19 protein-coding genes are annotated in these 19792 nt (G+C 70.2%); 9 read left to right on the top strand and 10 right to left on the bottom strand.

Features of this window, described 5'->3' with window-relative positions; all coding sequences use genetic code 11:
* Position 1: 1 nt before the first annotated feature.
* Positions 2 to 1504, bottom strand: coding sequence for an amidohydrolase (locus tag O7626_RS19285; RefSeq protein WP_278062560.1), 1503 nt, complete (start codon positions 1502 to 1504; stop codon positions 2 to 4).
* Between the two features lie 372 nt (positions 1505 to 1876).
* Between O7626_RS19285 and O7626_RS19280 the strand changes: the two genes are divergently transcribed.
* From O7626_RS19280 to O7626_RS19270, 3 genes are all read left to right on the top strand, one after another.
* Positions 1877 to 3094 (top strand): serine hydrolase domain-containing protein, encoded by a 1218-nt coding sequence (locus O7626_RS19280; RefSeq protein ID WP_278062559.1) that lies wholly within the window; start codon positions 1877 to 1879, stop codon positions 3092 to 3094.
* Between the two features lie 161 nt (positions 3095 to 3255).
* A complete protein-coding gene (locus O7626_RS19275) occupies positions 3256 to 3618 on the top strand; it encodes a transposase (RefSeq protein ID WP_278062558.1) in 363 nt (120 codons plus the stop codon).
* A 172-nt stretch (positions 3619 to 3790) separates the two neighbouring features.
* A complete protein-coding gene (locus O7626_RS19270; protein WP_278062557.1) occupies positions 3791 to 4825 on the top strand; it encodes a GDSL-type esterase/lipase family protein in 1035 nt (344 codons plus the stop codon).
* Positions 4826 to 5017: 192 nt separating this feature from the next.
* Here O7626_RS19270 and O7626_RS19265 read toward each other — a convergent pair whose 3' ends face one another.
* From O7626_RS19265 to O7626_RS19255, 3 genes are all read right to left on the bottom strand, one after another.
* Positions 5018 to 5161, bottom strand: coding sequence for a hypothetical protein (locus O7626_RS19265; RefSeq protein WP_278062556.1), 144 nt, complete (start codon positions 5159 to 5161; stop codon positions 5018 to 5020).
* Complete coding sequence (locus O7626_RS19260) at positions 5158 to 5988, bottom strand: hydroxyacid dehydrogenase (protein ID WP_278062555.1); 831 nt, start codon at positions 5986 to 5988, stop codon at positions 5158 to 5160. Before O7626_RS19260 ends, O7626_RS19265 begins: the two co-directional genes overlap by 4 nt.
* Positions 5989 to 6243: 255 nt before the next feature.
* Complete coding sequence (locus O7626_RS19255; protein ID WP_278062554.1) at positions 6244 to 7032, bottom strand: FadR/GntR family transcriptional regulator; 789 nt, start codon at positions 7030 to 7032, stop codon at positions 6244 to 6246.
* A gap of 211 nt (positions 7033 to 7243) precedes the next feature.
* Here O7626_RS19255 and O7626_RS19250 point away from each other — a divergent pair, with 211 nt between their 5' ends.
* The 3 genes from O7626_RS19250 to O7626_RS19240 all read left to right on the top strand — a co-directional run bounded on the left by O7626_RS19250 (position 7244) and on the right by O7626_RS19240 (position 11378).
* On the top strand, positions 7244 to 8413 hold the full coding sequence (locus O7626_RS19250; protein ID WP_278062553.1) for an ABC transporter ATP-binding protein: 1170 nt from the start codon (positions 7244 to 7246) through the stop codon (positions 8411 to 8413).
* Complete coding sequence (locus O7626_RS19245) at positions 8410 to 8538, top strand: hypothetical protein (protein ID WP_278062552.1); 129 nt, start codon at positions 8410 to 8412, stop codon at positions 8536 to 8538. Before O7626_RS19250 ends, O7626_RS19245 begins: the two co-directional genes overlap by 4 nt.
* A 1685-nt stretch (positions 8539 to 10223) precedes the next feature.
* On the top strand, positions 10224 to 11378 hold the full coding sequence (locus tag O7626_RS19240; RefSeq protein WP_278062551.1) for a DUF2264 domain-containing protein: 1155 nt from the start codon (positions 10224 to 10226) through the stop codon (positions 11376 to 11378).
* Between the two features lie 306 nt (positions 11379 to 11684).
* On the opposite strand, the gene O7626_RS19235 is transcribed toward O7626_RS19240, so the two are convergent.
* The 3 genes from O7626_RS19235 to O7626_RS19225 form a co-directional block, all read right to left on the bottom strand.
* Positions 11685 to 12245 (bottom strand): sialidase family protein, encoded by a 561-nt coding sequence (locus O7626_RS19235; protein ID WP_278062550.1) that lies wholly within the window; start codon positions 12243 to 12245, stop codon positions 11685 to 11687.
* A complete protein-coding gene (locus O7626_RS19230) occupies positions 12242 to 12658 on the bottom strand; it encodes a sialidase family protein (RefSeq protein ID WP_278062549.1) in 417 nt (138 codons plus the stop codon). The genes O7626_RS19235 and O7626_RS19230 overlap by 4 nt, the downstream gene beginning before the upstream one ends.
* Positions 12659 to 13231: 573 nt before the next feature.
* On the bottom strand, positions 13232 to 13828 hold the full coding sequence (locus O7626_RS19225) for a tetratricopeptide repeat protein (protein ID WP_278062548.1): 597 nt from the start codon (positions 13826 to 13828) through the stop codon (positions 13232 to 13234).
* Between the two features lie 234 nt (positions 13829 to 14062).
* Between O7626_RS19225 and O7626_RS19220 the strand changes: the two genes are divergently transcribed.
* Positions 14063 to 14686: a hypothetical protein gene (locus tag O7626_RS19220; protein WP_278062547.1), complete on the top strand. Its 624-nt coding sequence runs from the start codon at positions 14063 to 14065 to the stop codon at positions 14684 to 14686.
* 151 nt (positions 14687 to 14837) lie between these two features.
* On the opposite strand, the gene O7626_RS19215 is transcribed toward O7626_RS19220, so the two are convergent.
* The 3 genes from O7626_RS19215 to O7626_RS19205 all read right to left on the bottom strand — a co-directional run bounded on the left by O7626_RS19215 (position 14838) and on the right by O7626_RS19205 (position 16982).
* Positions 14838 to 15923: a non-ribosomal peptide synthetase gene (locus tag O7626_RS19215; RefSeq protein ID WP_278062546.1), complete on the bottom strand. Its 1086-nt coding sequence runs from the start codon at positions 15921 to 15923 to the stop codon at positions 14838 to 14840.
* The gene (locus O7626_RS19210) at positions 15830 to 16597 is read right to left on the bottom strand and encodes a BTAD domain-containing putative transcriptional regulator (protein ID WP_278062545.1); all 768 of its coding nucleotides are present in this window, start codon (positions 16595 to 16597) and stop codon (positions 15830 to 15832) included. The genes O7626_RS19215 and O7626_RS19210 overlap by 94 nt, the downstream gene beginning before the upstream one ends.
* Positions 16598 to 16697: 100 nt before the next feature.
* Positions 16698 to 16982, bottom strand: a complete 285-nt coding sequence (locus tag O7626_RS19205; RefSeq protein ID WP_278062544.1) for an integrase core domain-containing protein — start codon at positions 16980 to 16982, stop codon at positions 16698 to 16700.
* Positions 16983 to 17246: 264 nt separating this feature from the next.
* Between O7626_RS19205 and O7626_RS19200 the strand changes: the two genes are divergently transcribed.
* Positions 17247 to 17687: a DUF402 domain-containing protein gene (locus O7626_RS19200; RefSeq protein ID WP_278062543.1), complete on the top strand. Its 441-nt coding sequence runs from the start codon at positions 17247 to 17249 to the stop codon at positions 17685 to 17687.
* The gene (locus O7626_RS19195; RefSeq protein ID WP_278062542.1) at positions 17684 to 19765 is read left to right on the top strand and encodes a GNAT family N-acetyltransferase; all 2082 of its coding nucleotides are present in this window, start codon (positions 17684 to 17686) and stop codon (positions 19763 to 19765) included. The genes O7626_RS19200 and O7626_RS19195 overlap by 4 nt, the downstream gene beginning before the upstream one ends.
* Positions 19766 to 19792: the final 27 nt, after the last annotated feature.

The raw sequence follows: 19792 nt of genomic DNA, 5'->3' as shown, positions 1-19792 counted from the left end.
GTCACCCCTCGCTTCGGTGCATCGGGTCGGCGGAAACAGGGGCCGACACACGTCGGGTCGCTATCGCTTCGGCTCGCCGGGTGTGATCCGGGGTCGCGTCGACAGCGGTGCGTCGAGGGTGTGACCGCGAGATCCCGGCACGCCGTACCAGCGCGCTTGCTCGTTCGAGCGCCTGCGCACAGACCGCGTCCTCGTCGACGAAGGTGCAGGTGCCCTGCTCGAAGACAACCTGGCCGCCGACGATCGTCATGGTGACGTCCGAGCCGCGGGCTGCGTAGACGAGCGTCGCCGGGATGTGGTGGTGCGGCGTCAGGTGAGGGGCGTCGAGCCCGACGACGGTGACGTCGGCCAGCTTTCCCGGTGCCAGGGTGCCCGCGTCGATGCCGAGTAGTCGGGCGCCTTCTCTGGTTGCGAGTTCAAGCGCCTCGCCGCTGTCCGAGGCTCTTGGGTCGAGGTGGTGCATCCGCTGCACGAGCACGGCCTGCTTCATGCACTCGAACAGGTCCTGGCGGTGGTTGTAGGCCGCTCCGTCAGTGCCGAGTCCAACGACCGCCCCGGCGCGACGCAGGTCGTGCAGGCGCAGGACACCGTCGGCACCGTACTGGTTCGAGACCGGGCAGTGGGCGACCGCCGTGCCTGTTTCCCCCACCATGCGCACCTCGGCGTCATCGAGGTGGATGCCGTGGGCCAGCGTTGTCCGCGGGCCGAGTAGTCCGTGCCTGTGGAGCCAGGCCACCGGCGTGGTGCCGTAGGCGGCCCGGTAGACCTCAGGGTCATGGGGGGTCGACGCACAGTGCGTATGCCATCCCGTTCCTGCGTCGCGGGCGAGCTCAGCGGTGGCCCGTAGCAGATCCTGGTCTGCATAGGTGACGTTGTGGGGCCCAGGCCAAACCAGTACCCGGCTGCCCGGAGGCCGCGCCTCGATGCACTCCTTGGTCAGCCGGACCTCGTCACTGCTCGTCCGCGAGAAGAGACGGCCGGCCAGGCCGTGGGCCGTGGCGACCGCACTGGGTGTGCCCGCCATCCCCCGAGCGACCACGCCGCGAAGCCCGACCGATTCGACAGCGTCGGCGACCGCCAGGACTGCCTGGGGGTCGGATGGGGCGTAGTGGTGGTCGAGCAGTGCGGTAGTGCCCGCGCGGGCGGCTTCGACAGAGCCGAGGAGGGCGGCGATCCGGGCGTCGTCGGTGGTCATGTGCGCGGCGTAGGGCCACATCAATTCGGCGAGCCACGACCACAGGGGCATTCCCTCACCGAGGCTCCGCGCCAAACCTTGGTACAGATGCGTGTGGGTGTCGACAAGGCCGGGCATCACGACACTGCCGCGGCAGTCCACCGTCCGGCGCGCAGCCAGGTGTGCCAGTTCGGCAGCGGTGCCGACAGCGGTGATCCGGCCAGCGGAAATGGCAACGGCACCGTCGTCGATGACACGGCGGTCCTCGTCCATGGTGACGACGGTGCCGCCGCTGAGCAGGATCTCGCAGGCGGTCACGGAGGAGATCACCAGGAGTTTCCGGTCGGGTCCGTTGGTCGGTTCATAGGAGGGAATGTAATCGGATTACAAGAAGTGGGCAACGGCCAAACATCCAGAAGCCCCGGCACGGGCGCTCTGCCAGCGGGGCCGGCGGGGGCTTGGCGACGCCGCGATCGACCCCGATGCCGGACCCGAGCGAGACTGCGGGCCCAGGACCCGAGAGCGCTCCCTGGCCGCAGCTTGCCCTACCCTGGCCGCGCCTGCACGAGGTACCCTCGCGGTCTTCGGAGTCGGCTGTACCGAGGAAAGGATATTGTCGCCTTCGTCCTTATTTCCGAGCACGGCCACCGGGACACCTGGTTGGTTACCGCAGGGTCCTGCGTGCACCCCCAAGGCATCCCCGTGACGCTGGCATACGGACGGCGACTGGGGCGCTTGACGAGACAACCCGAACACTGCTCGAATGTAATTCGATTACATGATTGGCCGTACGCCTTCGAGGAGGCATACCTCATGACTGTCACAGGGACCGCAGGCGCCGGATACGAGCCCGTCAAGGAAATTCTGGAGAAGTTGGTCGCCGACGGTCAGGAGACCGGCGCCGGACTTGCCATCTGGAAGGATGACACGGAGGTCGTCAACCTCAACGTCGGATGGAGCGACGCCGAGAGGACCAGGCCGTGGCACGAAGACACCCTCGTCCACACCTACTCGACATCGAAGCCGTTCGCCGCGCTGGCTGCGCTGACCGCGGTCGCCCAGGGTGGGCTCGGCCTCGATGAACCGGTATCCAGGTACTGGCGCGAGTACGGTCAGGCTGGCAAGGAGCACACCACCCTCCGGCAGATTCTTACCCACCAGGCCGGCCAGCCGGCCTTCCCACCCGCAGCCGAATCCATCGATCTGATCGACGAGGAGGCGCTGCGGAACATCCTCGCCGAGGCAGCGCCGGAGACACCTCCCGGCACCACGGTCGCGGAGCATGCCCTCACCTACGGCCACATCATCGACGGCGTCCTGCGGGCGGCGACCGGACGGCCACTCGGAGGCTGGTTCAACGACGTGGCGCGCCCCGCTCTCGGCCTGGACGCCTGGTTCGGCGTCCCTACCACGGAGCTTCCACGCGTGGCAACGCTCGAGCACGGCCTTCCCGGCGGTGCGGCCCAGATGCTGGTTGAGGTCTGCCCCACCTACGAGCGCACGCTCGCGTTGCCGCCCGGCGCGATGGACATGGACCGCATCAACTCCAGGGCATTCCGGCAGTCGACCTTCGCTGCGATAAACCTGCACACCTCCGCCCGTGGCCTGGCCCGCTTCTACTCCACGGTCACCGACGAAAACGGACCGCTCCGCGAACTGCTCGGCGAGAAACTGCACACCGAGTTCGTCACCACCCAGGTCACTGCGGTGGACCAGACGGTCCAGGAACGGGTCAGTTGGACCCTCGGCATGTTCCGCACCGCCAACTTCGTCGGCCTCGGCGGCCTTGGGGGGTCTGCCGGGTACTGGTCGTTCACGAACCGGCACGCGGTCGCCTACGTGACCCGCCGACTCCACAACCACGCACGAATCGGACAGATCGCTGGTCTGCTTGGTGACAACCTCATCAAAGCCGTCTGACGTCGGGATCCCGCTGAACCGGCTGAACAGCGCAGGATCGACATGCGAGTCAATCTGCGGCAGGCTCACCTCCGGGTCGTTAGTACTCCAACGTCACTTGGCTTCGGCCATGGGCGTGGCGTGGGCATGAGGACGGCCACCGCGTTGATCATCGATGGTTTGTGAGGACAACCGAAGATCGTGCGGTGGCCGTGTGCCACAGCGTAGACGTTGATCAGTGGCGGGTCATCCTGGACGAGGCGGTGACGCGTGTCGCTGAACGGTTCGTCCGCGCGGAGCCACGCCGGACCGCCGGGCAGTTCGTGGAAGGGCTGCTGTCGCGCGTGGAACGCAAGACTTGCTGGTCCCTGGCGGAACGGGCAGGCCACGATGATCCGCAGGCGATGCAGCGGCTGCTGCGTACGGCGGTGTGGGACGCCGACGCCGTCCGTGACGACGTGCGGGCCTGGCTGATCGAGCAACTCGGCCACCCTGACGCCGTGCTGGCCACTGACGAGGCAGGCTTCCTGAAGAAGGATGGGTGACCGGCGACGAGGTCTACGGCGCCGATCCCGGCCTGCGCGCTGACCTTGAACACTGTGGGATCGGTTACGTCCTCGCGGTCGGCTGCGACCGACGCGTGGCGGTCAACGACGGCCGCACGATCAGCGTCGACCTCGACACCGTCTTCTGGGCCCCGGGTATATCGAGGTCGAGGTGGCTGCGCGAATGGACCCGGGTCAGCCGGCCTGGCCCTTGGACCCGGACTCCCCAGGAATCTGGCGGGGAAGCCTGGCCTGGACCCAGGAGGATGGCGCCTGGCAGCCGTGGCGGCTGCCGCCGGACCGGGTGGACACCGCCCACGCCCCCTACCTGGTCGCGCGGGCGCGGATGGCGGCCGGTGTCCGGGCGACCGTCCGTACCGACGCGACCGCGCTGGAACTGCGGATCATCGCGCTGGACGACGAGGTGACGCCGGTCGACGTGCTCGTGGACGGCGCGCTGTGGCGGCGAGAGCCGCTCGCGGCCGGGGCCACGACGAGCCGCGTCACGTTGCCACCCGGCACCAAGGCTGTCGAGGTCTGGCTGCCCCAGTTCGGCGAGACCCGGATCGGCCCGCTGATCCTGCACGGTGCCACCACCGCCGACCCCACCGGCGACGACGGGGACCTCCGCTGGGTCACGTACGGGAGTTCCGTCACGCAGTGCCGCACGGCCCCGGGACCGAGCGAGACCTGGCCCGCCCTGGTGGCCCGGCGCCTCGGGTGGGATCTGACCTGCCTCGGCTTCGGCGGGCAGTGCCACCTCGATCCGATCGCCGCCCGGGCCATCGCAGGCACCCGGGCGGACCTGATCTCGCTGTGTCTCGGGATCAACGTCTACGATCGCGGGAGCTTCAGCCCCCGTACCCTTGCCGGCCAGGTATCAGGATTCATCCAGGCGGTCCGCGACGCCCATCCCCGGGTACCCGTCGTCGTGATCTCGCCGATCACCTCGCCGAGCCGCGAGCGGCTGCCCAACGCGGCGACAATGACCCTCGAAGACGTACGCGGCGCCGTCGCCGACGCGGTGACCACCCTACGGCTCCGTGGCGACGCGCGGCCGCACTTCGTCCACGGCCCGAGCTTGCTCGGACCGGACGACTCCCACCTGCTGCCGGACGGTCTGCATCCGAACGCGGACGGCTACCGCCTGATGGCCGAGCGGCTCGCCCCCCTCTTCGCGCACGACGCTCGCGCAGCGGACGCGTGATCCCCGCGGACGGCAGCTGCCGTACTGCCTCACACCGCCGGGCGGTGCGGATGACGGGCGCCGGTTCGCCCGCTTGGACCATGCGGGCGATCGACCGTTCGCGCAGCCGTCCAGCAACGGACCGCGACGTCCGTATGAGACGCCGGTCCGGCGAGGTCGGCCAGCTCGCGCGGATCGGCGTCGAGCGCTGGATCAGGCGGTGTACTGCAGGTCCGCTCGGCGTACCGGGTGCAGTGCCGCCTCGCCGCGCGCGTACCGCTCCAGTTCGTCGAGCGCGGCGTCCACCAGTCGTCGGATCTCGGTGTCCAGCGAGCCGGCCACGTGCGGCGTGATCATGACATTGGACAGGGTCCACAGGGGGAGTCGGCGGGCAGCGGTTCGGGGTCGGTGACGTCGAGCAGTGCCGAGAGCCGGCCGGACCGGCACTCGACGGTGAGCGCCCCGGTGTCGACCAAGGCGCCGCGAGCGGTGTTGACGACGGTGGCGCCGTCCGGTAGCAGCGCCAGCCGGCGGGCGTCCAGCAACCGGTAGGTGGCCGGTACCGCCGGAGCGTGCAGGCTGACCACGTCGCTGACCGGCAGCGCCGCGTCCAACTCGGTCAGCTCCGCCCCGCTGGCGGCCACCAGCTCCGGGGTGGCGTACGGGTCGGCGACCAGCACCCGCAGGGCGAACGGGCGCAACAGTTCCACCACCCGCCGGCCGATCCGGGAGAAGCCGACCACGGTGACCGTACGGTCGAGGTTGGCCCGCAGCCCGGGTGCCTGCACCATCGCGCGAGCGGATCGGGAGAGCGCGGCGGCGTGCGGCACCCGTTTGCCGGCGAAGAGCACGGCGGCGAGAGCGTACTCGGCCACCGGGACGGCGTTCGCCTCGGCAGCCGTGGTGACCAACAGCCCGCGCCGCCAACAGGCCTCGGTCACGTGTTCCTTGACCGTGCCGGCGGCGTGCAGCACCGCGCGCAGCCGGGGGGCGGTTGCCAGCATCCGCTCGTCCAGCGGCGGACAGCCCCAGCCGGTGAGCAACACCTCGGTCCTGGCCAGCCGCCGGACCGCCGCCGGGGTGTCGAAGGCGGTCACCAGCATCGGCTCGTCCAGCCGGGCCAGCCCGCGCAGCCGGGCCAGCCGGGCGGCGTCGAACATCGCCCGGTAGCTGGTCTCCGCCATGGCGCGCAATGTGGGCGGCGTTCTCATGGCAGGGCTGCCAGGTCGGTCTCGCCGGTGGCCCACCGGACGCTGCCTGATCGAGGTCGGGGTCCTGGTTGCCTTCGGCGTGCGGCGACCGCGCCGTCGTCGACCTCGACGGCCGGGGGCGGCGGTGCTGCGGCGCTCACCGTCAGCACGACCGTGACAGCGAACACGTCGCCAGCGCGCGCCGGTCCCGACGCCGGCTGACCGTCCCTGCTGCACAGTGTCCGGATCTCACGGTCGAACCTCCGTCGTCGGGTCGGAATCCGACTGCGTGGGTGTCTCTGCGGGCGGCGGCGTCTCCGTCGGTGGGTCCTCGGTGAGTTTGGACTCGATGCCGAGGTAGTGGTCCTGGATCGCCGTACGGGCCTGGTCCGGGTCGCCACTGAGGATCGCGTCGAAGATGGCGGCGTGGCCGTGGTAGGCGTCCACCGGCGTGCGCCCGCGTGCCGGTGGCGCTGCGGCGTGGTAGGCGAGCCAGAACTGGTCGAACAGCCTCAGCAACATACTGTTGCCGAGGTCGCGGAACAGCAGTTGGTGGAACTGGCGGTCCTGTTCGGCGATGCCTTCCCCCTGTTCGGCGAGTCTGCGCATCGTCTCGAGGTTCTCCCGCAGCGCGGCGAGGCTGGTGGGCGACATGGCCCGCATGGCGTCGCCGACCAGGTTGGCTTCGAGGGTCTTCCGCAACGCGACCAGTTCCCGCAGGGCCCGGTAGTCCTGCATGAGGCCGTAGGGGAGGTGCTCGAGCAGCGGGGTGAAGGAGAAGTCGCACACGTAGACGCCGCTGCCGCGTCGCGTCTCCAGGACGCCGGTGGACTCCAGCGCCTTGACCGCCTCGCGGACCGAGTTGCGGCTGACCCCGAACAGCCGGGCAAGCTCGGACTCGGGCTTGAGTGGGTCACCGGGGCGCAGCCCCTGCCTGAGGATGTAGCTTCTGATCTCCTGCTGCACCATCTGGTGCAGCGGAGGGGTGTTGCCGAGCCGCCGGAACTCCGGCTGCCCGTCATTCTGCCGAGTTGCCACGCTGTTGATCGCCCTCCCCGTTCCGCATGAACTTGTAGGATATCTTTCCACCCTTGACACCATGATCGGGTCCCGCCTACGGTATCGAAATCTGTAGGACATCTCGCAGCAACGCGCCGGCAATTCGGCGCGAAGGAGGCCGTCGGCGTCGGGTGGAGCGCTGGAAGGTGTGGTCCGAGACGCGTTCGCCCACAGCGGCACCACGCGGGCCGTGCCGGATCGCGGCGTTGGCCAGCCGGTGCTGAGCGTACGGGACCTGGTCGTCGAGTTCTCGACGCCAGCGGGTGTGGTGCGCGCGGTCGACGGGCTGAGCTACGACGTCCACGGTGGCGAGACACTCGGCGTGGTGGGGGAGACCGGTTCGGGCAAGAGCGTTTCGGTGCTCGCCGCGCTGGGCCTGCTCCAGACGGCGAACCTGCGGCGGGTCTCCGGCGAGGTGATGCTCGGCGGCGTGGACCTGCTGAGCCTGCCGGAGGCGGAGCTGCGGCGGCGGCTCGGTCGTGACGTGGCGATGATCTTCCAGGACGCCATCTCCGCGCTCAACCCGGTGCAGCGGGTCGGTGACCAGATCGCGGAGGCGCTGCGGGTGCACGACCGGGCCATGTCGGCCGACGCGGCGTGGGAGCGGGTCGTGGAACTGCTGGAGCTGGTGGGCGTGCCCCATCCGCGGGCCCGCTACGACCAGTACCCGCACCAGTTCTCCGGGGGGATGTGCCAGCGGGTGATGATCGCCATGGCGATCGCCAACCGACCGAAGGTCCTGATCGCGGACGAGCCCACCACGGCACTGGACGTGAGCGTCCAGGCGCAGATCCTCGACGTACTCCGGCTGGCCCGGGAGGAGACCGGGGCCGGCGTCGTACTGATCACCCACGACCTCGGAGTGGTCGCCGAGACCGCCGACCGGGCCGCCGTGACCTACGGCGGACGGATCGTGGAGACCGGCGAGGTCACATCGATCTTCACCCGGCCGCGGCATCCCTACACCGCCGCCCTGATGCGCGCGCTGCCGCGGCTCGACAGCACGGCGGAACGGCTGCTCCCGATCCCGGGACAGCCGCCCGACCTCACCGAGATACCGCCGGGGTGTGCGTTCGCGCCGCGCTGCCCGATCAGCCGCGGCCGTGCTGTCTGCGTACAGACCCGGCCGGCGTTGCGGGCAGACGACGCCGATACCGGCACGAGCGCCTGTCACTTCCCGGACGAGGCGGCGACGCGGCCCGGCACCGAAGACGGCGTGCCGGCGCCGAGCGGCGACGTGGCGCGGACGGTGTCGCCGAGCGGCGACGTGGCGCGGACGGTGGCGGTGTCGCGGGTGAGACGGTGGTCCGTCGGGTCGTCCGCCGGCCGTCGCGGGTGGTCCGCAGCTCGACCGCGGTGACGTTCGGGTCGACTGCCACCCCGCTGACCGGCACCGACACGCTGGTGGCGCGTTGGCCGGGGCGGGGGACCACCTGCCGCGAGATCGGCGCGGTGTCCGCCCGGGCCAGCGAGGGCCGGGCGTAGAAGGTGAGCCGCCGGGCGGTGCAGTCGCCGGCGTTCTGGGCGGACGTCCAGTCGGGGTTCTCGACCGGGTTGGCGCCGATGCCGACGTCCATCGTCTGCGGGCCGGGGGTGGTGAAGGCGTTGACGGCCAGCACCGGAGTCGCGGTGGCAGCGCCCGCGGCCCGCGGGCCGCGGGCGTCGCCCGCGTCGGCGAACGCGTGCACCTGGAACGAGCCGTACCCGTTCGCCCACAGGATCGCGTCGTCGGCATCGCGCACGGTCTCGGACGCTCCCGGTACCTGCCGCGAACCCGTTGCGTCGTACTGGTTGGGCCACAGCTCGACCCAGCCGGGGCCACCGTCGACCTCCGGTACGCCGGGCACATTGGAGGCGACTGCCAGGTCGTCGACGAACTGGTGCCGCGACTGCTCCATCCGGGTCGGCAGGCCCACGTCATCGGGGTTGCCGCTCAGCGCCTCCATCGACGTCCACACCCAGCTCGTACCCGCTGCGGTGGTGAGCTCCAGGCAGTAGCCGACCCGGTCGAAACCGCCGGCGACGCTTGCGGTCTCCTCGAAAGCGTACGGCGGCGTCGCGTCCAGCCAGTTCGCCGCGGTGGGCAGGTCGAGCCCTCGCACCGGCCGGTAGCCTGCGGCCTCGGCGTCGCAGGATGTGGACCAGGCGTCGCTTACGGTTTGTTCAGCGGCGGCGACGCTGGTCACGGATACGGTTGCCGCGGCGAATGCCAGGGCAGCGCACCCGGTGGACAGCAGGCGGGCGTCGAGCCGATGTCGAGGCATGGGCACTCCTTTGTGGGGGTTCGATCCGGGCGACCCGGGTACGCGAGCTGCGTAACCGGAAGAAACACACGAGAATGACCGCCACGTACGGTCCGGGTCGCCGGCGAGGGACTGCGTCTCGCCCCGACCTGTAGATATATGCCGATCTTGACACCCGCGCGGCAGCCGCCTACTCTTGCGCAATTTGTAGGACATCTAGCAGATATCTGTTCGTAGCGCAGGAAGGTCGATCCGTGTCAGGTGCATTTCTCCCCGGCTCCACCGGCAGCCGATCGGATCTGCTTCGGACGCGTACCGATTTCCAGGGTGCCGTCCGCGAGTGGTGCACGGCGCTGATACCCAGGTTCCGTCCTGGCTCGGCGCGTGTTCGCCTCGGCCACACGGGCGCCTCGTTCGACGAGGCCGCCGCGGAACTGGAAGGCTTTGCCCGGCCGCTGTGGGCACTGGCCCCGCTGGCCGCCGGAGGCGGCAGCTTCGGCAGTTGGGACCGGTACCGCGAAGGGCTGGTGAATGGCACCGACCCCACTCACCCCGAGTACTGGGGGGCGGTGACCGGCACCGATCAGCGCATGGTGGAGATGGCAGCGATCGGGTTTGGGCTGGCCACCGCGGCACAGGAGCTGTGGGCACCGTTGTCGGCGGCCGAGCGGGAGCGGGTCGCGGCCTGGCTGCTCGGCATCAATGACCACCCGGTCGTCCACAACAACTGGCAGTTCTTCCGCGTGCTGGTGAACCTCGGCCTGGCCCGGGTGGGTGCCCGCCACGACGCCACGAAGATGCACGAGGCGCTCGACACCATCGAGGGGTTCGCCGTCGGTACCGGCTGGTACCACGACGGCCCCAGCGGACGCGGCGACTGGTACATCCCATGGGCGATGCACTTCTACGGGCTGATCTACGCACGGCTTGCCGGCGGCGAGGACCCCGCGCGCGGACCGGTTCCGGGAGCGCGCGATCGCGTTCGCCACCGACCACGTCCACTGGTTCGCCGCCGACGGCAGCGCACTCCCGTTCGGCCGGAGTCTGACCTACAGGTTCGCGCAGAGCGCGTTCTGGGGCGCGCTGGCGTACGCGAACGTCGAGGCGTTGCCCTGGGGCGTGGTGAAGGGCCTGGCGTTGCGCAACGTCCGGTGGTGGGTGCGGCAGCCGATCTTCGCGGCAGATGGCACCCTGACCCTGGGCTACGCCTACCCGAACCTGCACATGACCGAACGGTACAACTCTCCGGGGTCGCCGTACTGGGCGCTCAAGGCCGGTATCCCGCTCGCCGCCCCGGCCGACCACCCGTTCTGGACCGTCGAGGAGGCGCCGCTACCGGAGCTGTCCGCGGTCCATGCGATCCCGCCCGCCGGAATGGTGATGTACCGCTCCCCGAAATCGTCGCACGTCGTGGCCCTGGTGAACGGCCAGACGACGGGATCGTTGAAGCACGGCGCCGAGAAGTACGCGAAGTTCGCCTACTCCACGCGGTTCGGTTTCAGTGTGCCCATGGGCAACCGTGACCTGGTCGAGGTCGCGCCCGACAGCATGTTGGCGGTCTCCGATGACGGCAGACACTATCGGGTTCGGGAGGACGTCGGTGACGCGTCAGTGGGTCATGGGGTGCTCCGGTCACACTGGAAGCCATTTGACGACGTCGAGATCGAGACGTGGTTGGCCGCGGCGCCGCCCTGGCACCTCAGGGTCCACCGGATCAGAACCGGTCGTTGGTTGTCCACCGCTGAAGGCGGCTTCGCCACGTCCCGCCCCGACGGGAACCTGGCCGAGGTCGGCGACGAGTCCCCGGGACATGCTTCCGTGTACGGCGCAGCCGGTCCCACCGCCATCGTCGACCTGGCCGGAACTCGCGCCGGTCGGCTCGTGGTCGCCGAACCGAACACGAATCTCCTCATTCCCCGGACCGTGATCCCGACCCTCGCGGCCCACCTCGACCCCGGTGAGCACTGGCTGTCGTGTGCAGTCCTCGCCGATCCCGCCGTCAGCGTGTTCGACCTCGCCTGGGCGGCCGGCCCGCCTGACCTCGACACGATCGACGGCCTACCGGACCGGCTGGGACGGTGATCGGGCCCACGGCGGCTGTTGGCTCCCCTGACGTGGGCGCCACCGAGGCCGAGTTCGCCGTCTAGTCCGGACGGAAAGCCCAGCAGAGCGTGTACCGCGAGATCGCCAGTAACCGTAAGCCGGACGGGCGGTACCAGCCGTGGTACGCCCAGAACCGGGCCGATGTCCGCCGGCGCCGGCCGAGGTTCGACCTGGGGCACGACAGATTGGTCGAGATGCGCGAGGTGCCCCGGCGTCCGGCCTTTCGCGCGAGCGCAGACTCCTCGTCGCCGCTGCATGACGGATTGCGACAGGTCGACGCGAGTCTCACGCCTGCGCGGTGATCCAGGAGGCGTCGAACCGCCGGAGTACGATTGCACACGGTGAGTTGTTGAGGCTGTCGATGCTTGGGTTGGCCACCTGCACCCGGCGGGCCTCGACGAGCGCGTACACGGTGCCGCTGCCGGTGGACGCCAGCGCCGAGTAGCCGCCTTCGCGCAGGTCACCGACCCTGTTGCCCTCGTTCGCGAGCGGAGCGTCGCTGAGGAGCCGGCCATACGTCGCCCAGGTCTCACCGTCGTCGGTGCTGGCGCGCAGTTTCATCGCGTACCGGTTCCACCGGGTCCGGGAAGCCGAGTTGAGGAAGATGAGGCGGCGGCTGCCGCCCACCGTGTGGGAGATCTGCGCGGCGTGCGACCAGGAGTCGATGATCTGCGCCCGCCAGTACCGACCGGTGTCGAGCAGCTCCCAGTTGCCGGGATGGCCGATCGCCACCCTGCGTGACGCGTCGGCCTGGTGTTCGGCGCTGGTCGCCCGGTAGGTCAGGATTAACTTGCCGTCCCCACGCTCCGCGACGGTGCCCTCGCCATACACCGCGCCGGTCGTCATGCCGTGCTCCAGCCGAGTGGTCTGCCAGTCTCCGCCGGGCGGTCGGTAGATGAGGCGGCCCTTGGCGGGGACGAAGAGGGTGCCGTCGGTGGATCGCCTGACCCGTTGCCGGGACCTATGAAGTCGTTGTCGCCCTGGTTGCGATCCAGGTCGGGACGTGCCACCGGCGACGACCAGGTCGCACCCCGGTTGGTCGAAGTCGCGATGTACACGGCGGGGTCGGCTTCCAGGTCCTCCGCCCGCTTGCGCAGCATGAAGCAGCACAGCTCGTTGCGGTCCGGGTCGTAGACGAGGGTGCCGTTGCCCCAGCTGTCGTTGCTCGCGCAGGCCAGCCCCGCCGCCGCGCTCCAGGTGACACCGGAGTCGGTGGAACGGCGGTACAGCAGGTTGAAGTTGCCGCTGTTGTCCAACACGCCGTAGGGCCGGCCTCCGCGACGGCGACGACGACTGAGGTGCCCGGGATCGCGATGATCGCGGGAATCCGGATCGAGTGGTAGTTGCCATTGCCGCTCGGCAGCGGCACGGCCGTGGCGCCGGCGCGCGCGTCCCCGAAGAGCATCTTGCTCGCCATGTCCTCGGAGTCGAGCGCGTACGCCGGGCGCGCGACAAGCTGATCGGCTGCCACCAGCCCTGCGGCGGCAAGTCCGCTGCCGAGCAGCGAACGACGGCGATATTTCCATGTCGGATATGCCACATCCTACAGAGACGGCTGTCAAGGTCTGCGGTGACTGGTGATTCCGCAGGTGAGGTGAGCGCAGACGGCGCCGGCCCTCTGCACGTCCGGACGTCCTCGTGGCAGCCTGAGATCGACGGCTACCGAAGGTGACGGACGTGCCAGCACCGGCGCGCCCGGTGTGCGGCAGAAGCGGATGCCGGAACACGTGCCGGACGCTCCGGAGGGTGGTTCGTTCAGACCGACACACGCCGGCCGTTTACGTTCTCGACACGCGGCGCGACAGTGGCTGCTGCGGCTGTGCCCGCTGGGTTCAGCGGTCCAGCTCCATCACAGTGAGTTCGCCGCCGCATCGAAGGCACGGCACGTTGATCGCCGAGTCGGCGTCGCCGAGCAGGCAGGGAACGCAGACCACCTCGTCGCAGGCCGTGCACTGCATGCCGACCTTGGGGGAGATCACGCTGACGTCGACGCTCGCCGGCTCCGTCCGGTGCACGGGCCGGTGGCATTCGCGGCAGTAGTCGATACCCCGCCGCCGCATGGTGATCGCTGCTTGCGGGTGGCCGAGGCGCGCGGCGTGCACGATGTGCTCGTCGGCCTCCGCGAAGCGGCCGAGCTTGCCGAGGGCCATGCCGAGTGCGTTGTGCGCCTCGAAGTACTCCGGTCGCAGATCGAGGCACGCGCGCAGCGGCTCGAGTGCCTCCTCCCACCGACCGGCGTTGGTTAGCGAGACCCCGAGGAACAGTAGGCAGCTCGACGAGCCCGGATCGGCGCCGGCTGCCTCGGCGAACCCGTCGGCTGCCTCCGACCAGCGCTTCTGGTCGAACAGCGCCAGAGCGCGCTGGAACGTCGCCTGCGACTGCTCGACGTCCGAGCGATTGTCTCTGCTCTTGCGCGAGAACAAACCCACCGGGCCTCCTTCGACGACCGTCCATCGTAGGTGTGGTGCCCGCGACACTGGTTGATTTCCGGACGCTGCACGACCGCAAGCACTCGCGCCTGGACCTACCACCGCTGCCGGTCACCGGCTGATCTCCTGGACGACCGCGTCGACCTGTTCGCCGACTGGTGGGTACTCCGCATCCACCGCCTCTCGTCGCGCAGGCCGAAACGCCTGGGTGTACCCACACGTAGAGTCCCTGCTATGGATGAGGGTCGCTTCGAGCGCTATGACCGGTACGAGCGGTGTCTCCTCGAGGTACTCAACCTTCTCGGCCTCGCGCCGCCACCCGCACCCTCAGGCGACGAGCGCCACAACCGGCAGGCCCGGCGGAACTGGCAATGCCAGGTGGCCATGATGATCATGCGGGAGCCGGTGCCGCAGCGGCCCGAGGAGCTGTTCGAACCGCTGATCCGCGCCGCCGTCTACGAACCTGACCCGAGCCACACCCAGCGGCACATCAGACCAGCGCTCGCTGCCTTCGGCCGCCGCCGTGTCCAGACCAGGCTGCTCGAATACCTTCGGACAGGAACCAAATACGAGATCATCGGCGCGGCGGACGCCTGGTACTGCTCGTACCTTCGCGTCGCGGGCAACGACGGCAAGGACGATCCGTGCACCGACCTGCGGAACGAGTTCCAGAAGACCGGTCTGCACATATTTCTGACCAACGAGGACCTCGGGGTCCGCTGCCGCATCATCTCGCTGTTGGACCTTCGCGCCGACAGAAATCCGCCAGAGCTGCGCCCTCTGGCTTCCGAGGTGCTCCGCATCGCCCGCGCTCACCCCGACGACACCATCGTCGCCCAAATCCGGAGCGGTGCCTGACCATGCCGGATGCGCTCGCTCGTCGACAGTCCCGCGCTGTGAGCAGCTTACTGAGCGTTCTCCAAGCTGATCTCGCAGTTCGGGACGGGTGTGGCAGGCCCGGTGACCGACGGGTGCGAGGCTCCAGGTAGGACAGCTGTCGACCAAGCGCTCACGGTGCGCTGGCTTCCCCGGCGCGGCCAGCCGTCGCCCCGTTACCCACTCCGTCCGCCCCGTCCGCCGTCCCGCCGTCCGGGGCACTCCCGCCGTTGGTCGCACTCCCGCCGTCCGGCGCCGTGCCGTCCAGGATCGTCTCGACGAGCCGGGCCAGTTCCGCGACGGTGGGGCGGTCGTACACCTCGTGTAGGGGCAGGTCGATGTCGAAAGCGGCACGGATCCGGAAAGCGAGCAGGGTCGCCGAGAGTGAGTCGCCGCCCAGTGCGAAGAAGTTGTCGTGCGCGCCGATCGGGGCAGCAGGGAGGAGGCGGGCGTAGATGTCGGCGATCGTCTGCTCGGTGCCGGCCGACGGTGGCGCGAACGGCATTGCGGCCGGCACCGCCGTGGACTCCGGCGCCGGCAGCGTGCCGTGGTCGACCTTGCCGTTCGCGTTGCGCGGGAGCGCCGGCAACGCGACGAACGCCGCCGGCACGAAGGCGGCGGGAAGTCTGGCTCGCGCGAACTCACCGAGTGCCGACGGGTCGACCTCGCCGACCACGTACGCCACCAGCCGTCCGGCGCCCGACTCGGCACGCCGCACGGTCACCACAGCATCCCGCACGCCAGGATGCGTGGCCAGCACCGACTCGACCTCGGCCGGTTCGATTCGTACGCCGTGGATCTTCACCTGCCGGTCCCGTCGGCCCCGGTACTCGACCGTTCCGTCCGGCCGCCGTAGGGCCAGGTCGCCCGTGGCGTACATCCGCTCGCCGGCCGCGTTGGGGTCGGGCACGAACCACCTGGCCGTCTGGGCCGGATCGTCCAGATAGCCGCGGCTGACCCCGGCCCCCGCGAGGTACAACAGGCCGGTGACGCCGGTCGGCGCCGCTGCCATCGCATCGTCCAGCACATACATCCGTACTCCGGGTAGCGGGCGGCCGATCGGGGCGTTGGCTCCGCCATCCGCGGTGGACACCCGGTGGTGCGCGACGTCGTCGGAGCACTCGGTCAGCCCGTAGGCATTGACCAGGGCAGTCGCCGGATAGCGCCGTAGCCACCGCCGGGCCACCCGGGCCGGCAACACCTCCCCGGTCGACACCATGCAGCGCAGGCTGGGCAACTCCACCTCGGCGCTTTCGGCGACCTCCAGCTGTGATACAGCGCGAGCATCAGTTGCCCAGCCAGCCGCTCGTCCAGCGGGTGCGCGGCCGCGGCCGCAGTCAGGTCGGGCACCAGCCGCCCGTAATCGCCGCGGCGCAACAGCACGTCGTGGCGATCCAGCGCGGACGCCAACCGTTCCGCCTCCAACTCCGTGCGGACCGCCCGCAGCCAGTCGCCCTCCAGCCCGGCGAACGGTTCACCCCGCCATAGACCGAGCGCGTCCTCCCACAGGGCTGCGGCGCGGTCGTCGTCCGCCCGCCTGGCTCCGCTCGCGAGCGTCCGGAACCGGTGCAGATCCACCGCCTCCGGATCGACCTCCAGCGCGTAGCTGCGCATCCGTCGTACCAACGCCGGCCCGCCCGCGCCGCCCAACGCCGCTCGCAGCCGCGACAGGTAGGTGTGCAGCGTCACCCGGGCACGCTGCGGCGGCCGCTCCCCCCACACCCGATCCACCAGCTGATCGAATGTGACCGAGCTGCCCGGCTCGAGTAACAGCGCGGCGAGCAGCGTGCGCTGCCGGGCCGGCCCCAGCCCGACCGGTCCCTTCGTTCCGAACGCCACCACCGGTCCCAGCACCTCGAAATGCATCGACGAACCCCCGCCGTGGTCGGCCACCAATCCTCCCCCGAAGTTGCCGCCCCATCGTCCTCCACCACAGTACGCATCCGTGTGGGTCGCCCGGGGGTGTCAATCCCTGGAATCGTGGAGGGCTCCGTCATGCAGCCTGGGCTTCCAGGGCGCGGGTCTCCGATCGTTCGTAGTCGATGGGTGAGTGCCAGTCGCAGACGGAGTGCCGGCGGCGCCGGTTGTAGGGGTCGGAGATCCAGGTGGCGATCTTCAGGCGTGCTCCGGTGCGGGTGTGGAAGTGGCGGCGGTGGACGTACTCGACCTTGATGGTGGAGAAGGTGGCCTCGGCGACGGCGTTGTCGAAGCATGACCCGACCCGCCCCATCGACTGGCTTGTGTTCCACCTGGCGCAGGCCCGGAGCAACCGGCCCACCCGTACCCACTGTCGCTGTGGAAGATCACCCCGTCGACGTTGCCGCCACGGGTGGGCACCAGATGCTGACCGACGACGGCGGACAAGTGCGAAGAATCTGGCGACCAAAGATCGCTAGCCCGCTGAGTAGCCGGCTTGTATGCTCGATCGCATAGAACTACCTCCATGTCTTACGGGGGCGGGGTGGGCTTGTTCAACGCGCGAGACACGACGGCGACCGCCGTCGCCTCGGCTGTCGCATTCGGTGTCACTGACTGGCAGCCGGTGCCCGCGACGCGGGTGGACAGGGTGCTGATCCGGGACCAGCTATACCACCGCCACGCTGGCCCGCGTCGTTACTTCTGGCTGCTCGACGAGGGCGTCCAGCTTGTCTACGAGCCGTTCGGCTGGGTCGGCGAATGGTACGTCGACGTGGTGGAGATCGACACCCGCGGCGACGCGGCCGACCCCGTCTACCACGTCACGGACGCGTACGTGGACATCGTGGTCGAGGGAATGGGCCCCACCTACCGGATGATCGACCTGGACGAACTGGCGCAGGCGTTCGTCTCGGAGTGCCTCGACCCGACTCGCGTCGTGGGCGCCCTGCTGCACGCGCAGCGATTCGTGGAGAGCTATCTGCATCGCGGTGCCCCGTTTCCGCCGCCGCAGATCCAGCGCCACTTCGCCGCGGACCACCACTATCCCCCGTTGCCACGGCCATGACCGAAACCACCGCCGGCCCACTGGTCTCGGCGCTCGCCAACGCGTTGCGCGAGTGCCCCCCGGACCACCCGGCGGATCCGGTCGCGATCGCCGAGATGTTGCCGGAGACCGAGCTGCCGATCCTGCGACGGCACAAGGTGGCGGCGCCCTATTTCTGGGCGCGTGCGGCGCGATGTGGACTCGACGACGTGGCCATGGCCGAGGCCACACGCCAGCGACGGCGAGCCGGCGTCCTCGCCGACGAGTTGGCCTGGGTCAGCCGGCTCCTGCACGCCCACGGGGTGCCCTTCGCCGTGCTGCGCGGCCCTGCCCTGGCGGCCTGCTACCCGCGCGGATGGCCGCGCGAGGCGAACGACGTCGACCTCGTCGTGCCGACGGTCGCCGAGGTCCGACCGGCACTCGGGGTGCTGGGCGAGGACGGTTACGTGGTCGCCCGACCGGTCGTGTGCCGACGCGACCCCGCCGCAGGCGGCGCCTGGCTCGGGGTGGCGCTCAACAAGACCCGTGCCGACCTGGAACACCCGATGTATCTGGACCTGACCGTGGGCGGGCCGGCGATCGACCGGACGGCGTGTGTCGCGATCGGACAGGCAGGGTGGGCACAGCGTCGCACCGTCACCGTCGCGGGACAGGCCGTGCCGGCGTTCGCCGGCTCGACACTGGCGCTGATCCTGGCGGTCGAGCTGATGGAGCGGGACGACCCGATCGGGCGCGACCTGCTCGACTACATCGTCGTGGCGCGGCAACGACCGGACTGGGACTGGCTGCGTGACCAGGTACACACCCATCGGATCGGTGCCGGGCTCAACCGGCTGGCCGGTCTCGCAACCCTCACCGGGCTGTCCGAAGAGGCCGACCGGCTGCGCTGGTTGGCCGGGACCGCCCGGCGACGGACGGGACTGCGGCGGGCCGGGCTGGCCGTCACCGACCGGATGTACCGACGGGTCGTCACCGGCGCACCGCGACTCGCGCTGGCCGTCGTCGAGCACTTGCCGGGCCGCGTCTGGTACCACCTCGGCCTGCCCGTCTACGGCTACCCCCCGCACCCGGTCGACGGGCCCGTCCGGGGCACCGGCGGCGCCGCCGTCGCCTCGCTGCCGGGATTCCGGGCCCGGATCCGACCCACCGCGCGAGCACAGGAGGTGGACGACATCTTCACCGGTTGCCAGCCGGCCCCGCCCGGGGCGCCGCTCACCACACCCGAGCTGCGGTACTGGCAGGAGGTCCTGACCGAGCAGCTCGCCAGCGCGGCCCCGCCGGGCGGGGTCGATCGGGCGCACGGCGCCACGTACGTCGAGGAGACGATCGTCGCCGACGGCGGCGCGGACGGCACAATGGGGATCCGCCGCGAGGGGCAGCTCGTCGCGGCCGGACGAGTGGTGGAGTGCCGGCATCCGCTGACCCTCGCGCGGGACCGCCGCATTGAGGGACTGTGGGGCGATCCGGCCTGCCCCGGGGCCGTCGCGGAGCTGCTCGAGCTGGTGCCGGACGACCTTCCGGTGCAGGTGACCGTGCCGGACCGGGGGACCGCCGAACACCTCGCCGACCCGCTGCGCGAGCACGGGTTCCGCCCGGAGGTGGTCGTGGTACGCAGACCGGTCACGGCGTCCGACACGGCCGGTCCGGGCGTACGCCCCGCCACGGCCGGCGACGCGCCGTTCGTCTGCGAGTGCCTCGGGACGGCGGTCGGCCGTGGTCTGTTCGGGCGGTCGCCCGCCGTGGACGTGTCCGAGTGGGTGCGGGACCGCTTCGCCGACGTCACCCGGGACGGGACGGTCTGCCTGGTGGTCGAGGAGGCCGGCCGGTTGCTCGGGCACGCGTACGCGGTCCTGGCACCGGACCGGTACCGGGCCGGAAGGTGCGGGTTCGTCGTGGACGTGTTCGTGGTTCCCGACGCACACGGGCGAGGACTTGCCCGAGTCCTGTCAGGGGCGCTGGAGAATGCTCTCCTGCGGTACGACGTCGCGGCGTTGGAGAGCGAGGTGGCGCTGCGCAGTCCCGGGGTGTCCGGGTTGCGGGCCAACCTGGCGTCGGCGGGTTGGGTCGACGACCGCGTGCGTTGGGTCCGCGAGGCATGACAGTCCCGTTCGCACCGCCACGGAGAC

The sequence above is a fragment of the Micromonospora sp. WMMD1102 genome (genome assembly GCF_029626265.1).
Taxonomy (GTDB): Bacteria; Actinomycetota; Actinomycetes; order Mycobacteriales; family Micromonosporaceae; genus Plantactinospora.
Note: the sequence above shows the minus strand (reverse complement) of the source record. Positions and strands in the feature narration are given on the sequence as shown.

Coding starts and splice junctions, on each gene's coding strand:
- O7626_RS19195 (WP_278062542.1), top strand. CDS start 17,684: ATGACCGAAACCACCGCCGGCCCACTGGTCTCGGCGCTCGCCAACGCG.
- O7626_RS19260 (WP_278062555.1), bottom strand. CDS start 5,988: ATGGCGGAGACCAGCTACCGGGCGATGTTCGACGCCGCCCGGCTGGCC.
- O7626_RS19235 (WP_278062550.1), bottom strand. CDS start 12,245: ATGACGACCGGCGCGGTGTATGGCGAGGGCACCGTCGCGGAGCGTGGG.
- O7626_RS19220 (WP_278062547.1), top strand. CDS start 14,063: ATGGATGAGGGTCGCTTCGAGCGCTATGACCGGTACGAGCGGTGTCTC.
- O7626_RS19265 (WP_278062556.1), bottom strand. CDS start 5,161: ATGATCACGCCGCACGTGGCCGGCTCGCTGGACACCGAGATCCGACGA.
- O7626_RS19215 (WP_278062546.1), bottom strand. CDS start 15,923: ATGGTGTCGACCGGGGAGGTGTTGCCGGCCCGGGTGGCCCGGCGGTGG.